The following is a 15,289-nucleotide window of genomic DNA, read 5'->3' on the forward strand; positions in this document are numbered from 1 at the left end:
GACATCGATCAGCCGATGCGCACGGGCACGAAAATCCGGTCGCCGTCGCGCTGAATGAGCAGCGCGATCGACTTGTCGGCCTTGTTCACCACCTCGCGCACCTGCTCGACGCTCTTTGCAGGCGTGCCGTTGATGGCCAGCAGCACGTCGCCCGCCTGCACGCCGGCGAGCGCCGCCGCGCCGCCCGCATCCTCGATCAGGAGGCCGCTCTCGACCGCGGCCTCGCGCTTCTCCTGCGGCTGCAGCGGGCGGAGCGCGAGACCGAGCTTGCCGCCGCCGGCGCGCTCGTCGTTCTTCGCCACCGTGCTCGGCTTCTCGCTCGCATCGCCCAACCGGGCGCTGAGCTCCTGGCGCGCGCCCTGGCGCCAGACATCGAGCGTGACCTTGGTGCCGGGCTTCTTCTGGCCGATCACGGCCGGCAGGTCGCCGGAGGCGACGATGGCTTCGCCGTCGACCTTGCGGATCACGTCGCCCGAACGCAGGCCGGCTTGGTCGGCCGGGCCGCCCTTTTCCACGTTCGACACCAGCGCCCCCTCGGGCTTGTCGAGCTTGAAGGAGTCGGCGAAGGCCTGGTTCACCTCCTGCACCGCGACGCCCAGCCGCGCATGGCTGGCGCGGCCGGTGGCGACGATCTGGTCTTTCACCTGGATCGCGACGTCGATCGGGATCGCGAAGGACACCCCCTGGTAGCCGCCGCTGCGGCTGTAGATCTGCGAGTTGATGCCCACCACCTCCCCGCGCGTGTTGATCAGCGGCCCGCCCGAGTTGCCGGGGTTGATGGCCACGTCGGTCTGGATGAAAGGCACGTAGCTGTCGTCGGGCAGCGAGCGGCCCTTAGCGCTCACCACGCCGGCCGTCACGGTGTTCTCGAAGCCGAAGGGCGAGCCGATCGCGAGCACCCATTCGCCCGGCTTCAGCTCCTTGGTGTTGCCCAGCGACAGCGTCGGCAGGTTCTTCGCGTCGATCTTGAGCACCGCGATATCGGTCTTCTCGTCGGAGCCCAGCACCTTGGCGCGGAACTCGCGGCGATCGGTCAGCTTGACCGTCACTTCCTTCGCGTCCTTCACCACGTGGGCATTGGTCAGGATGATGCCGTCGGCGCTCACGATGAAGCCCGAGCCCTGTCCGCGCACCGGCATCTCGCGCTGCTGCGGCTGTTTGCCGCGCGGGCCCATCTGGCCCTGGAAGCGGCGGAAGAACTCGAACATCGGATCGTCGGGATTCATGCCGGGGAGGCCGGCCACGCCCTCCATCGAAGTCTTCATGGTGCCGGTCACGCTGATGTTGACCACGGCGGGACCGTTGCGCGTGGTGATGGTCGAGAAGTCGGGCATGGTGACCATCGGCGCGGCCACGGCGGGCGCCGGCGAGCCCACGGCATTGGCGCTGGTGTAGGCGCCTGCGCCGACGGCGCCGATCACGCCCGCGGCCGACAGGGCGAGGACGAGCGCGCGCGGCGAGTTCAGACGGACATTCATTGAAGTTCCTTTCGAGGTGTCGGTTGGAAACACGATGAAAGGAATGTCGGTCCGCTCGCTTAAGCCCGCCTTAAACAGTTCTTGAGAAACGGACGCTCACGCGCAGGCCACCCAGGCCGGCGGAGCGATCGATAGCCAGCGTCGCGCCATGCAGGTCGGCAATCGACTTCACGATCGCCAAACCGAGACCGCTGCCGGGCGCCTGCGGCTCGCCGGAGCGGTAGAAGCGGTCGAGCACGCGCGAGCGCTCCTCTGCCGGCAGGCCCGGGCCGCTGTCCTCCACGCTGAGTTCCACGCCCTCGGCCGAGGCCGCGATGCCGACATCGACGCGGCCGCCCTCGGGCGTGTACTTCACGGCGTTGTCGAGCAGGTTGCGCAGCAGCGTGCGCAAGGCCTCGGCCTGGCCGCGTAGCTCGGCGGCATCCGCGCGCGCCATGCCGATGTCGATCCGGCGTGCCTGGGCGGCGGCAATGGCATCGGAGATCGCGAGCCGCGCGATCTCCCGCAGATCCACCGGCTCCGCGCCGGCGCCGGCGGCGGCACTGGCTTCATGCCGCGCCAGCGCGAGCATCTGCTCGACCAGCCGCGTCGCCCGGTCGATGCCGGCTGCCAGCCGGCCGATGGCGAGTTCGCGCGCGGCATCGTCGGGCGCGCGCTGCAGGCTCTGGACCTGCAGCTTCAAGGCCGCGAGCGGCGAGCGCAATTCGTGCGCCGCATCGGCCACGAAGTGCTTCTGCGCCTCGAAGGCGCGGCGCACACGATCGAACAACAGGTTGAGTTCGTGCACCAGCGGGCGCACTTCTTCGGGCAGGCCGCTTTCGCTGACCGGCGACAGGTCGTCGGCCTGCCGCGAAGCGACCTGGCCGCGCACGCGCGCCACCGGTGCCAGCGAGCGGCTCACCACCCACCACACCACCAGCATCAGCAGGGGCGCCGCCAGCGCGATCGGCCCGACGGTGCGCAGCGCGAGCGTGCCCGCCATGGTGCGGCGCGCCGCCATGTCCTGCGCCACCTGGATCACCAGCCCGGCGCTCTGGATCGAGAACACCCGGTAGGTGGTGCCGCGCGCCTGCACGTTCGAGAAGCCCAGCACCGCGCGCTGCGGCAGCGCGGCGCGCGCGGCCGATTCGAAGATGCGCACGCCGTCGGCCGTCCATATTTGCACGACGAATTCGAAGTTCTCCTCGTCACCGCCGAGCCCGCCCACGGCCGCGCTGGGCGGAAGGCCCGCGCGCAACGAGAACGCCATCTGCTGCATGTGGTAGTCGAAGATCTCGTCGGCTTCCTTGAGCACGGTGCGGTAGGCGACGAAGGCCTGGGTGCCGGCCGCGAGCACGATGGCAGCCAACAGGAACCACAGAAGACGCGCGCGTAAGGACTTCATGTCGGCCCCCACGCTCGGCACTGCGTGTCCTCGCTGGACGAGTCGCCGCGAGACGCAGCGACCCTTCGGCCTGTCCAAGCCTGCACAGGCAGGCTTGGAGCCGCAGGCCTCAGCCCCTTGGGGGCGAGCGCTTGCTTGGGGCGGCCCGGCGCTGCGCGCATCATTCCTTCGGCACCATGTAGCCGACCCCTCGCACGTTGCGAATGAGGTCTGCACCGAGCTTCTTGCGCAGCCCGTGCACATAGACCTCGACCGCGTTGCTGCTGATCTCGTCCTTCCAGCCGTAGAGCTTTTCTTCGAGCTGCGCGCGCGAAAGCACCATGCCGGGCCGCGCGATCAGCGGTTCGAGCACCGCCCATTCGCGCGCCGACAGCACCACCGGCTGGCCGCCCACGGCGACCTCGCGCGTCGACGGATTGATGCTCACGCCCAGGTGCTCGTAGACCGGCTCGGCCCGCCCCGACGCGCGGCGCAGCAGGGCGCGGATGCGCGCCAGCAATTCGTCGAGGTCGTAGGGCTTCAGCACATAGTCGTCGGCCCCGGCGTCCAGCCCCTCGATGCGCTGCTGCACGGAATCGCGCGCGGTGGCGATCAGCACCGGCATGCGCTGCTTACGGGCACGAAGCGCGCGCAGCACCTCAAGCCCGTCGCGGCGCGGCACGCCGAGGTCGAGCAGCACCAGGTCGTACTGCTGCGTGCGCAGCGCGGTGTCGGCAGCATCGCCGTCCTTGACCCAGTCGAGCGCGTAGTTCTCGGCGCGCAGCAGGTCGAGCACGGTCTCGCCGATCATCACGTCGTCTTCGAGCAGAAGCAGTCGCATCGTTCGTTCATCCGCACAAAGGCGGTTCGAGATCGTAGCGGCGGCGAAGTTCAAGCGCGTTCACAGAAGCGCCCTGACCTCGCGCGCCGCTTCGAACAACAGCGGCAGCATGTCGCGGCGCAGCGCCTCTTCGGAGTGACGCATGCCCGACAACACGACATTGAGCGCCGCCACGGTGTGGCCCTGCATGTCGCGCAGCGGCACGGCCAGCGCCTGCACGCCGAGCTCGTGTTCCTCGCTCGCGAAGCAGAAGTCGTCCCTGCGCACCTGGGCGATGCGCTGGCGCAGCACGCGCGCCTGGGTGATGGTGCGTGGCGTGAGGCGCGGCAGGCTGCGGCCCTTGAGCCATTGCGCGAGCTGCGCGGCGCTCATGGCGGCCAGCAGCACGCGGCCCGTCGAGGTCGCATGGGCCGGAAGGCGCGCGCCGAGGTGCAGCCCGTAGGCCAGCACGCGGGTCGGCGTGCCATAGCTGCCGCTGCGCGCGATGATGACCACCTCCTCGCCATCGAGCACCACGGCCGAAAAGGACTCTCCGGTCTGCGCCGCGAGCCGGTTGAGCGTGGGCTGCAGCGCGCGCGGCAGCCGCGACGAGGCGAGGTAGCTGCCCGAGAAGCGCAGCACCTTCGGCGCCATCCAGAAATAGCTGCCGTCGGTTTCGAGATAGCCGAGGTGCGCAAGCGTCAGCAAGTGGCGCCGCGCGGCGGCGCGCGTCAGGCCGGCGCGCTCGGCCGCCAGCGTGGCATTGAGGCGTTGGCGCTCGGTGTCGAAGCTCTCGAGCACGGCCATGCCCTTGGCGATGCCCTCGATGAAGTCGGGTTTGGCGATGGTCATGGCGCGAAGTGTTGCGCGATGATCGCGCAGGCCGCTGCATCATCGCACAGAGGATGGCATTGCGGCGATCCGGGGAGATCGCATCGTCCTACGCTTGGGGCCAAGCAACCAGGAGACACGCATGCGCACACAGGTCGCCATCATCGGCGCGGGCCCGGCCGGCCTCTTGCTCGGCCAGCTGCTCTACAAGGCCGGCATCGACAACATCATCATCGAGCGCCAGACCGGCGACTACGTGCTGGGCCGCATCCGGGCCGGCGTGCTGGAGCAGATCACCATGGACCTGCTCCAGCGCGCCGGCGTCGACGCGCGCGCCAAGGCCGAGGGCCTGCCGCACGAAGGCATCGAGCTGCTGTTCAAGGGCGCGCGCCATCGCATCGACATGCATGGCCTGACCGGCGGCAAGCAGGTCACGGTCTATGGGCAGACCGAGGTGACCCACGACTTGATGAATGCACGCGAGGCGGAAGGCCTGACCACCATCTACGGCGCTTCGCCGGTCAGCCTGCACGACTTCGACACGGGGAAGCCGCGCGTGCGCTACGAGAAGGACGGAGCCACGCACGAGATCGAGTGCGACTTCATCGCCGGCTGCGACGGCTACCACGGCGTGAGCCGAGCCAGCGTGCCGGCAGGCGCGATCCACACCTACGAAAAGGTCTATCCCTTCGGCTGGCTGGGCGTGCTGGCCGACGTTCCGCCGGTGTCGCACGAGCTGATCTACGCCAACACGCAGCGCGGCTTTGCGCTGTGCAGCATGCGCAGCGCCACCCGCAGCCGCTACTACGTGCAGGTGCCGGTCGAGGAGCGCGTGGAGAACTGGAGCGACGAGGCGTTCTGGAACGAACTGCGGCTGCGCCTCGACCCCGAAGCGCGCGAGCGGCTCGTGACCGGGCCCTCGCTCGAAAAAAGCATCGCGCCGCTGCGCAGCTTCGTCGCCGAGCCGATGCGCTTCGGCAGCCTGTTCCTGGCCGGCGATGCGGCCCACATCGTGCCGCCCACCGGCGCCAAGGGCCTGAACCTGGCGACCGCCGACGTCGGTTACCTGTCGCGCGCCTTCGAGATCTTCTACCGCGAACGCAGCGCCTCGGCGCTAGACCGCTACTCCGACCTCTGCCTGCGCCGGGTCTGGAAGGCCGAGCGCTTCTCGTGGTGGTTCACCTCGCTGATGCACCGCTTCCCGGAAACCGGGGAGTTCGGCCAGAAGATCCAGGAAGCCGAGCTCGACTACCTGGTGCACTCGCGCGCCGCTTCGACCTCGCTGGCGGAGAACTACGTGGGGCTGCCGCTGGAAGAGTTCTGAAGCGCTTCAAGGCCCCGGCTGCATGAGCGCCCACATGCGCGCCGGCGTGAGCGGCATGTCCAGGCGAGGCGTGAGCCCGCCCATGCCGTTGCGCGCCAGCGCGTCGGCCACCGCATTGACGATCGCCGGCGTGGCGCCGATGGTGCCCAGCTCGCCGACGCCCTTCACGCCCAGCGGGTTGTTGAGGCAGGGCGTGCTCTGGTCCATCTCGGTCTTGAACATCGAGGCAATGATGTCGGCGCGCGGCGCGGCGTAGTCCATCAGGCTGCCGGTCAGCGGCTGGCCGGTTTCGATGTCGTAGACCACGCGCTCGCACAGGGCCTGGCCGATGCCCTGCACGGCGCCGCCTTCGAGCTGGCCGCGAACGATCATCGGGTTGACCACGCGGCCGACATCGTTGACGGAAGCGTAGATCAGCACGCTCACATCGCCGGTGGGCGGATCGATCTCGACCTCGCAGATGTGGCAGCCGTTGGGCCAGGTCGGGCCGGCGACGGCGCTGGTGGAGTCGACGAAGATCTGCCGATCCGGCTGCCGTCCGGCCAGGGTGAACAGGTCGATCTGTAGATCGGTGCCGGCGACCTTGAAGACGCCGGCCGCGTACGCCACGTCCGCCGGCGCCACTTCGAGTTCCTGCGCCGCGAGCTCCTTCGCCTTGTCGATGGTGCGTTCCGCGCCCACGCGAACGGCCGAGCCGCCGGTGAAGAGCGAGCGCGAGCCGGCGCTGCCGAAGCCGTCGCCGCGGTCGGTGTCGCCCAGCACGATGCGCACCTTCTCGATCGGCACGCCGAAGGCATCGACCGCCAGCTGCGCCAGCGTGGTCGCGATGCCCTGCCCCATCGCATTGACGGCGGAGAACACTTCGATGACTCCGTCGGCCTGCACCGAGACCGTCACGCGCTCCTCGAACACGTTGCCGCCGGTCCATTCGAGGAAGGTGGCGATGCCGAGCCCGCGCAGCCGGCCCTGGCGCTTGGACTCCGCCGCGCGCGCATCGAAGCCCTGCCAGTCGGCCAGCTTCAGCGCCTGGTCCATCACCGACTCGAACTTGCCGCTGTCGTAGGTCTGCTGCATCGGGTTCGTGTAGGGCATCTGCGCCGGCTGGATGAAGTTGCGCCGGCGCAGCTCGAGGCGGTCGATGCCGGTCTGGCGCGCGGCCTCGTCCATCAGCCGCTCGATGGTATAGATCGCTTCCGGCCGTCCGGCGCCGCGGTAGGCACCCGTCGGCGCGGTATGGGTCAGCACCGCATGGAAATGGAAGTCGATGGTCTGGATGTCGTAGACGCTGGTCTGCACCCAGGGGCCGATCAGCAGTTGGATCGCGACGCCGGTGCCGCCCGCGTAGGCGCCGACATTGGCCAAGGTCCTGATGCGCAGCCCGAGGATCTTGCCGCTGGCATCGAGCGCCAGCTCGGCTCGGGCCTCGATGTCGCGACCGTGCCAGCTCGAAAGGAATTCCTCGCTGCGGTCGGCCACCCACTTCACCGGCCGCCGCACCGCGCGCGCGGCAAAGGCCACGACGATGTCTTCCGGATAGGCGCTGGTCTTCATGCCGAAGCCGCCGCCGACATCGCCCACCACCACGCGCACCTGCTCCTTGGGCAGGCCGATCGCGTCGCAAATCGAATTGCGCACGCCCGAGGGCATCTGGGTGCTCATGCGCAGGGTGATCCGCTCCGAGGCGGCATCGAAATCGGCCAGCACCGAGCGCGGCTCGATGGTGAGGGCGACCACGCGCTGGTTGACGACGTCGAGCGCGACCAGGTGGCTGGCCTTGGCGAAGGCGGCGCTCGTTGCTTCCCTGCTGCCGTGGCGCATCTCGGCGGCGATGTTGCCGGTGGCCTCGTCCCAGACCAGGGGCGCGCCGTCCGCCGTCGCGCCGGCGAGGTCGACCACCATCGGCAGCGCTTCGTAGTCGACCATCACCGCCTCGGCGGCATCCCGCGCCTCGCGCTCAGTTTCAGCGATCACGGCAGCCACCGGCTCGCCGACGAAACGAACCCGGTCGAGCGCCAGCACGTGCCGCGGCGGCGCCGCGCAGTCGGTCCCGTCGGCGCGCGTGAAGCCCGCTGCGCCCGGCAGGGGCTTGACGCCGGCGCCGTGCAGCTCCGCACCGGTGAGGATGCGAAGCACGCCGGGCATGGCGGCGGCCGACGCGGTGTCGATCGAAGCCAGCTGCGCGTGCGGATATGGGGAACGGACGAAGGCCAGAAAGGTCTGATTCGGTAGCGTGACGTCGTCAGTGAAGCGGCCGGCGCCTGCCAGGAGGCTCTCGTCTTCGAGTCGTCGAACGGCCTGGCCGCTGCCGAAGCGCATGGGATTGGTTTCTGTGCTCACCGTGGTCCTTTTTGCTTGAGCGATGGCTGCGAATGCGGGAACGACTATAGGGGCTTCAGGCAAATTCGGCTTGCGACGACAGCGCGTCTACGGAAGCCGTGTATACCTTCGACCATGCAACTGCCCTGGCTTGCCCCCGGTGACCCCCTGCCCGATGCCGCTTCGGCCTGGGGCGAATCCGACCCCGTGCCCGGCCTTCTGGCCGCGGGCGGCGGGCTCGATGTCGCCAGCCTCCTTCACGCCTACGCCAACGGCATCTTCCCGTGGTTCAGCGAGGGCCAGCCGATCCTCTGGTGGAGCCCCGATCCGCGAATGGTGCTCGAAACCGCCGGCTTCAGGCTTCACCGTTCGCTGCGCAAGACGCTGGAGCGTTTCCGCGTCACCTCCGGCTGCGAGATTCGCATCGATCACCGCTTCGAGGCGGTGATCGAGGCCTGCTCGCAGGCGCCGCGCATCGGCCAGACCGGCACCTGGATCCTGCCCGAGATGGTGCGCGCCTACACGGCCCTGCACCGCACCGGCCATGCGCACAGCGTCGAAACCTGGATCGACGGCCAACTCGCCGGCGGCCTGTACTGCGTGGCGATCGGCCGCGCAGTCTTCGGCGAATCGATGTTCGCCCGCCGGCCCGACGCGTCCAAGATCGCGCTGGCGGCGCTGGTCTCGTTCTGCCGGCGACACGGCATCGCGATGATCGACTGCCAGCAGAACACGGGCCACCTGGCCAGCCTGGGCGCGCGCGAGGTGCCGCGCGAACGCTTTCTGTCGCATGTGGCCGACGCACGCCTGCAAGCAGGCCCGGCGTGGCGTTTCGAGCCCGTATACTGGTCCGAACTCCTGCCTGCGCGACCTTCCTTCACGACGTGACGCACCTCAAGGATCTCCCGCTCCACACGCTGCAGTTCTACGCGACAGCGCCCTATCCGTGCAGCTATCTGCCGGACAGGCAGGCGCGCTCGCAGGTCGCGACGCCGAGCCACCTGATCCACAACGACGCGTACTCGGACCTGGTGCTCGCCGGCTTCCGGCGCAGCGGAATGTTCACCTACAGGCCGCATTGCGACGGCTGCAGCGCCTGCATACCGTTGCGCGTGCTGGCGAGCGAATTCAAGCCCAATCGCAGCCAGCGCCGTGCCTTGGCGCGCCATGCCGATCTGCAGGCCCGCGTGCTCAAGCTCTGCTTCGTGCCCGAGCACTACCAGCTCTATCTTCGCTACCAGAACGGCCGCCATGCCGGCGGCGGCATGGATCACGACAGCATCGATCAATACACCCAGTTCCTGCTGCAAAGCAGGGTCAACTCGCGGCTGGTTGAGTTTCGCGAAACCCGGCCGGACGGCAGCGCGGGCGCCTTGAAGATGGTGTCGATCCTCGACGTGCTGAACGACGGAATCTCCGCGGTCTACACCTTCTACGAGCCGGAGGCGGGAGCGGGCTACGGCAACTACAGCGTGCTGTGGCAGATCGAGCAGGCCCGCAAGCTGGGCCTCGCCCACGTCTACCTCGGCTACTGGATCGAGGGCAGCGCCAAGATGAACTACAAGGCCCGTTTTGCCCCGCATGAAGTGCTGATCGACGGCCGCTGGCAAGCGCCGACCCATTTCACCAAGTAAAATGGCAGCCGGTTCCACACCGCGTTGCCCATGAGAAAACACCAATCAGACGTTCCGGCCGTGCCGGTCATCCAAGTGATCGAGCGCATGTTCGCGCTGATCGACGTCTTGGCATCCCGGGAAGAAGCCATCTCTCTGAAGGAAATCAGCGAGAAGACGGGCCTGCACCCATCCACCACCCACCGCATCCTGAACGACTTGGCCGTCGGCCGCTTCGTCGACCGGCCGGAGGCCGGCAGCTACCGGCTCGGCATGCGCCTGCTGGAGCTCGGCAACCTGGTCAAGGGTCGGCTCAACGTGCGCGACGCCGCGATGGCGCCGATGCGCGAGCTGCACAAGCTCACGCAGCAGCCGGTGAACCTCAGCATGCGCCAGGGTGACGAGATCGTCTATATCGAACGCGCCTACAGCGAGCGCTCGGGCATGCAGGTGGTGCGCGCCATCGGCGGCCGGGCGCCGCTGCACCTCACATCGACGGGCAAGCTGTTCCTCGCGCTCGACGAACCCCAGCGCGTGCGCAGCTATGCCACGCGAACCGGCCTGGCCGGCCATACGCGCAACAGCATCACTCAGTTGCCGGCGCTGGAACGCGAGCTTTCCAAGGCCCGCCAGTACGGCATTGCCCGCGACAACGAGGAGCTCGAGCTCGGCGTGCGCTGCATGGCCGCAGGCATCTACGACGATCAGGGGAAGCTGGTTGCGGGGTTGTCGATCTCGGCGCCGGCAGATCGGCTCGACGACGGGTGGCTGCCGAAGCTGCAGGCCACCGCCAACGAAATCTCGAGCGCGCTCGGCTACAACGCGAACACGCCCGCTGCAGCCTGATTCATCGGGCCGGCAGGCTCAGCTCGCGACGTGCGTTGCAGCGGCCTGCTGCTGTACAGCCGGATTCGCCATGTTGTGGGTGGCTTCGACCCAGCGGCGCACGCGCTCCGCATCGCCGATGCGCCCGAACTTGCCGGCCGAATCGAGGAACACCATGATCAGCTTGCGGCCGGCGATCTTGGTCTGCATCACGAGGCATTGGCCGGCTTCCGAGATGTAGCCGGTCTTTTGTAGGCCGATGTCCCAATCCGGGTTCTTGACCAGGCGATTCGTAGTGTTGTACTGCAGCACGCGGCTGCCGACTTCGACCTGGTACTCGGGCGAGGTGGAGAGTTGGCGCACCGTGGCGTCGGCATAGGCGGCATTGACCAGCAGGGCCAGGTCTTGCGCGCTCGACTGATTGCGGCTCGAGAGCCCGGTGGGCTCGACGTAGCGCGTGTCCTTCATGCCGAGCATCTTGGCCTTGGCGTTCATGACGCTCACGAAGGTGGCCAGGCCGCCTGGATAGGTGCGTCCGAGCGCATGCGCCGCGCGGTTTTCGCTCGACATCAACGCCAGGTGCAGAAGTTCGCCGCGCGGCAGCGTGGTGCCGACCGTCAGGCGTGAACGGCTTCCTTTTTCGGTGTCCACGTCATCCTGGCTGATGGTGATCAGTTCGTCGGAAGGAAGGCGCGCTTCGCTGATGATCAGCCCCGTCATGAGCTTGGTCAGCGAAGCGATGGGCAGCACGGCGTGGTCGTTCTTGCTGAAGAGGACCTCGCGCGTGTCCTGGTCGATCACCAGCGCCACGCTGGATTTCAGGTCGAGCGCGTCTTCGGTGCTGTGCAGGCCGGCCAGCTGGCCGAAAGACTGCCGGCCCGGCGCTTCGACCACGCGCACCACCGAACGCCGCTGCACCGCAACCACCGTCTTGCCGCCCCGCTTGCGGATCGAAGCCACCACGTTGCGCCCGCCGCTCACGACCCGGTCGGCCTTGCTGTCATCCTTGGCGCTGCGCTTGGATTCCGACTTGACACTGCTGCGCTTGTTGTCGGCACTCACCTGCTGGATTTTCTTGCCGGCCGGTGCCTTCTTGGCTGCTTCTGCTGCGGGCAGCAAAAACGCCGTGGCGCAGAGCGCGACGGCGACAAGGCGGAATGCGAGAAGGAACCGCTGGCTGGAAACTCGGCAGGAACGGGCTTCGGGCATCAAAAACTCTCCAGCGGGACGAATAGAAACCGCAGTGTATCCAAATCAAAAAAGACACGCAATATCAGTTACTTGCATCCCTTTCTTCATTAGAACCAAAGGATCCGTCGCAAGAACTAACCTTGTGCCGCCACTCTCTCAGCTTGGCTCTGTAACTTGTTGAGCGCACTCAAATAAGCCTTGGCCGATGCCACCACGATGTCTGGATCGGCCCCTACGCCATTGACGACCCGACCCGCATTCTGCAAACGCACCGTGACTTCACCCTGACTCTCCGTCGATCCGCTGATGGCATTGACCGAATACAGCACCATCTCCGCCCCGCTCTTTACATGGGCCTCGATGGCCTTCAGCGAAGCATCAACCGGGCCATTGCCATCCGACTCGCTCGTAACTTCCTTGCCATGCACCGTGAAAACGATTCGCGCCTGAGGCCGCTCGCCGGTTTCGCTGTGCTGCGACAAGGATACAAAACTAAACTGTTCCGCAACGTGTGAATGCTCCTCGGCGCTTACAAGTGTAAGGATATCTTCGTCAAATATTTCACTTTTTCGATCGGCCAGTTCTTTGAAGTGCGCGAACGCGGCGTTGATGTCGGCCTCGCTCTCCATCGTCACGCCGAGTTCCTGCAGACGCTGCTTGAAGGCGTTGCGACCACTCAGCTTGCCGAGCACGATCTTGTTGGCAGTCCAGCCCACGTCCTCGGCACGCATGATTTCGTAAGTGTCGCGCGCCTTGAGCACGCCATCCTGGTGGATGCCCGATGCGTGGGCGAAGGCATTGGCGCCCACCACCGCCTTGTTGGGCTGCACCACAAAACCGGTCGTCTGGCTGACCATGCGGCTGGCGGCAACGATGTGCCGGGTGTCGATGCCGAGATCCAGGCCGAAGTAGTCCTTTCGCGTCTTCACGGCCATCACAATCTCTTCGAGCGAGCAGTTGCCGGCGCGCTCGCCGAGGCCGTTGATGGTGCACTCGACCTGCCGCGCGCCGCCGATCTTCACGCCCGCCAGCGAGTTGGCGACCGCCATGCCCAGGTCGTTGTGGCAGTGCACGGACCAGACAGCCTTGTCGCTGTTCGGGATGCGCTCGCGCAAGGTCTTGATGAAGTTGCCGTAGAGCTCCGGCACGGCGTAGCCGACGGTGTCGGGCACGTTGATGGTGGTCGCGCCCTCGTGGATGACGGCTTCCAGCACGCGGCACAGGAAGTCGACGTCGCTGCGGTAGCCGTCCTCCGGGCTGAACTCGACGTCGCCCACCAGGTTGCGCGCGAAACGCACGGCAAGCTTTGCTTGCTCGAACACTTCGTCGGGCGACATGCGCAGCTTCTTCTCCATGTGCAGCGGCGAAGTCGCGATAAAGGTGTGGATGCGGCCGCTGGCCGCGCCCTTCAGGGCTTCGGCCGCGCGCGAGATGTCGCGGTCGTTGGCCCGCGACAGGCCGCACACCGTCGACTCCTTGATCGCGTTGGCGATCGCCATGACGGCTTCGAAATCACCGTTCGAGCTGGCCGGAAAGCCCGCCTCGATGACGTCGACCCGCAGGCGCTCGAGCTGGCGCGCGATGCGCAGTTTTTCGTCCTTTGTCATCGAGGCACCCGGCGACTGCTCGCCGTCGCGCAAGGTCGTGTCGAAAATGATGAGTTTGTCGGCCATCGTGGATCTCCTTCTTGTCAGGCGGCTTCAGCCATGGATTGTGCGCTGCGTGCGCCCCGTGCCCGGGCTCGCTCGAGGCCCGAAACGATCGCCTTGAGCGAAGCCGAGATGATGTTCGCGTCCATGCCGACACCGAACAGGGTCTGCGCCTCGTCGACCCGCAGCTCCAGATAAGCCACCGCCTGCGCATCGGCGCCGGCGCCGATCGCGTGCTGGTGGTAGTCGATCACTCGGATCGAGTGCCCGGTGGCGCCGGCCAAAGCATGGATGAAGGCATCGATCGGCCCGTTGCCGCGGCCTTCGATCTTTCGAATACCACCGTCCCACGGCAAGTCGGCGCGCAGCACAAAGGAGGCATCGGCGCCCTCGCCCTGCTCCTCGAGCACGCGGTGCTGCGGGCCGGTCTCGTCCTGGATGCGGTACTCGCGCTCGAACAGCTGCCAGAGGTCGACCGCCGTGAGTTCCTTGCCGTTGACGTCCATCACGCGCTGCACGGCCTGGCTGAACTCCATCTGCAGGCGACGAGGCAGTTCGAGCCCGTACTCGCTTTCGAGCAAGTATGCGATGCCGCCCTTGCCCGACTGGCTGTTGACGCGGATGACGGCTTCGTAGCTGCGGCCCACGTCCTTGGGATCGATCGGCAGGTAGGGCATGTCCCAGATGTCGCCGTCCTTGCGCGTGGCAAAGGCCTTCTTGATCGCGTCCTGGTGCGAACCGGAAAAAGAGGTGTAGACCAGATCGCCCACGTACGGATGGCGCGGATGCACCGGCAACTGATTGCAGTGCTCGACGGTCGTCCGGATCTCGTCGATGGTCGAGAAGTCGAGTCCGGGGGGCACGCCCTGGGTATAGAGGTTGAGCGCCACGTTCACCAGGTCGAGATTGCCGGTGCGCTCGCCGTTGCCGAACAGGCAGCCCTCGATGCGGTCCGCGCCCGCCATCAGCGCGAATTCGCCGGCCGCGGTGCCCGTGCCGCGGTCGTTGTGCGGATGCACCGAGAGCACGATCGCATCGCGGCGTGCGAGCTTGCGGTGCATCCACTCGATCATGTCCGCGAAGATGTTGGGCGTCGAATGCTCGACCGTCGACGGCAGGTTGATGATGCACTTGCGCTCAGGCGTCGGTGCCCACACCTCGGTGACCGCATCCACCACCCGCTTGGAGAAGGCGAGGTCGGTGCCGGAGAACATTTCAGGCGAGTACTGGAAGGTCCACTCGGTCGCCGGCTGCTTGGCAGCGAGTTCGTTCAACATGCGCGCATGCGTGGTCGCAAGCTCGACGATCTGGTCTTCGTCCATGCCGAGCACCACGCGGCGCATGACCGGCGCCACGGCGTTGTAGAGGTGCACGATCGCGCGCGGCGCGCCCTGCAGCGACTCGAAGGTGCGCTCGATCAGATGGTCGCGCGCCTGCGTGAGCACCTGGATCGTCACATCGTCGGGAATGTGGTCTTCCTCGATCAGCTTTCGCACGAAGTCGAACTCGACCTGCGAGGCCGAGGGAAAGCCGACCTCGATCTCCTTGAACCCGATCGCCACCAGCATCTCGAACATGCGCATCTTGCGGGCGATGTCCATCGGCTCCACCAGCGCCTGGTTGCCATCTCGCAGGTCCGTCGACAGCCAGATCGGAGCCTGCGTCAGCACGGCGTCGGGCCAGGTGCGGTCCTTGAGGCCGATGGGTGCAAAGGCGCGGTACTTGCGGTCGGGTTGCTTCAACATCTGGTATTTCTCGCTTGGTTGGAGGATCAACCAGCAACCCCAAAACAAACGGCCCGTTGCTGGTGCGAACGGGCCGTGGTCAGGGATTTGCGCGTGCGCTACCGACTCCGCCCGTAGGGGATCAGTAGTAGGGC

The 15,289-nt window shown here is 67.1% G+C and carries 12 protein-coding genes; 4 read left to right on the plus strand and 8 right to left on the minus strand.

Annotated features, from left to right (window positions below; all coding sequences use genetic code 11):
• Positions 1-8: 8 nt before the first annotated feature.
• The 4 genes from AC3A6B_RS06250 to AC3A6B_RS06265 all read right to left on the minus strand — a co-directional run bounded on the left by AC3A6B_RS06250 (position 9) and on the right by AC3A6B_RS06265 (position 4,513).
• On the minus strand, positions 9-1,478 hold the full coding sequence (locus AC3A6B_RS06250) for a Do family serine endopeptidase (RefSeq protein WP_487835892.1): 1,470 nt from the start codon (positions 1,476-1,478) through the stop codon (positions 9-11).
• 70 nt (positions 1,479-1,548) lie between these two features.
• Complete coding sequence (locus tag AC3A6B_RS06255; protein WP_487835893.1) at positions 1,549-2,862, minus strand: ATP-binding protein; 1,314 nt, start codon at positions 2,860-2,862, stop codon at positions 1,549-1,551.
• Between the two features lie 160 nt (positions 2,863-3,022).
• A complete protein-coding gene (locus AC3A6B_RS06260; protein ID WP_487835894.1) occupies positions 3,023-3,682 on the minus strand; it encodes a response regulator in 660 nt (219 codons plus the stop codon).
• A gap of 60 nt (positions 3,683-3,742) precedes the next feature.
• The gene (locus AC3A6B_RS06265; RefSeq protein ID WP_487835895.1) at positions 3,743-4,513 is read right to left on the minus strand and encodes an IclR family transcriptional regulator domain-containing protein; all 771 of its coding nucleotides are present in this window, start codon (positions 4,511-4,513) and stop codon (positions 3,743-3,745) included.
• A gap of 121 nt (positions 4,514-4,634) precedes the next feature.
• Between AC3A6B_RS06265 and pobA the strand changes: the two genes are divergently transcribed.
• Positions 4,635-5,816 (plus strand): 4-hydroxybenzoate 3-monooxygenase, encoded by a 1,182-nt coding sequence (pobA, locus tag AC3A6B_RS06270; RefSeq protein WP_487835896.1) that lies wholly within the window; start codon positions 4,635-4,637, stop codon positions 5,814-5,816.
• A gap of 6 nt (positions 5,817-5,822) precedes the next feature.
• Here pobA and AC3A6B_RS06275 read toward each other — a convergent pair whose 3' ends face one another.
• Positions 5,823-8,153 (minus strand): xanthine dehydrogenase family protein molybdopterin-binding subunit, encoded by a 2,331-nt coding sequence (locus AC3A6B_RS06275; RefSeq protein WP_487835897.1) that lies wholly within the window; start codon positions 8,151-8,153, stop codon positions 5,823-5,825.
• Positions 8,154-8,267: 114 nt separating this feature from the next.
• On the opposite strand from AC3A6B_RS06275, the gene aat reads away from it, so the two are divergent.
• From aat to AC3A6B_RS06290, 3 genes are read left to right on the plus strand one after another with little or no spacing between them, the layout of a single operon-like run.
• The gene (gene aat, locus AC3A6B_RS06280; protein ID WP_487835898.1) at positions 8,268-9,020 is read left to right on the plus strand and encodes a leucyl/phenylalanyl-tRNA--protein transferase; all 753 of its coding nucleotides are present in this window, start codon (positions 8,268-8,270) and stop codon (positions 9,018-9,020) included.
• Positions 9,017-9,766, plus strand: a complete 750-nt coding sequence (locus AC3A6B_RS06285) for an arginyltransferase (protein WP_436304209.1) — start codon at positions 9,017-9,019, stop codon at positions 9,764-9,766. The genes aat and AC3A6B_RS06285 overlap by 4 nt, the downstream gene beginning before the upstream one ends.
• Before the next feature lie 30 nt (positions 9,767-9,796).
• Complete coding sequence (locus AC3A6B_RS06290) at positions 9,797-10,591, plus strand: IclR family transcriptional regulator (protein ID WP_214693729.1); 795 nt, start codon at positions 9,797-9,799, stop codon at positions 10,589-10,591.
• 18 nt (positions 10,592-10,609) lie between these two features.
• Here AC3A6B_RS06290 and AC3A6B_RS06295 read toward each other — a convergent pair whose 3' ends face one another.
• The 3 genes from AC3A6B_RS06295 to leuA all read right to left on the minus strand — a co-directional run bounded on the left by AC3A6B_RS06295 (position 10,610) and on the right by leuA (position 15,155).
• The gene (locus AC3A6B_RS06295) at positions 10,610-11,779 is read right to left on the minus strand and encodes a serine hydrolase (protein WP_487835899.1); all 1,170 of its coding nucleotides are present in this window, start codon (positions 11,777-11,779) and stop codon (positions 10,610-10,612) included.
• Positions 11,780-11,895: 116 nt separating this feature from the next.
• A complete protein-coding gene (locus AC3A6B_RS06300; RefSeq protein WP_487835900.1) occupies positions 11,896-13,434 on the minus strand; it encodes a 2-isopropylmalate synthase in 1,539 nt (512 codons plus the stop codon).
• A 17-nt stretch (positions 13,435-13,451) separates the two neighbouring features.
• Positions 13,452-15,155, minus strand: coding sequence for a 2-isopropylmalate synthase (gene leuA, locus AC3A6B_RS06305; protein ID WP_487835901.1), 1,704 nt, complete (start codon positions 15,153-15,155; stop codon positions 13,452-13,454).
• Between the last annotated feature and the right edge of the window lie 134 nt (positions 15,156-15,289).

Source organism: Variovorax sp. Soil_C_33 (assembly GCF_057656935.1).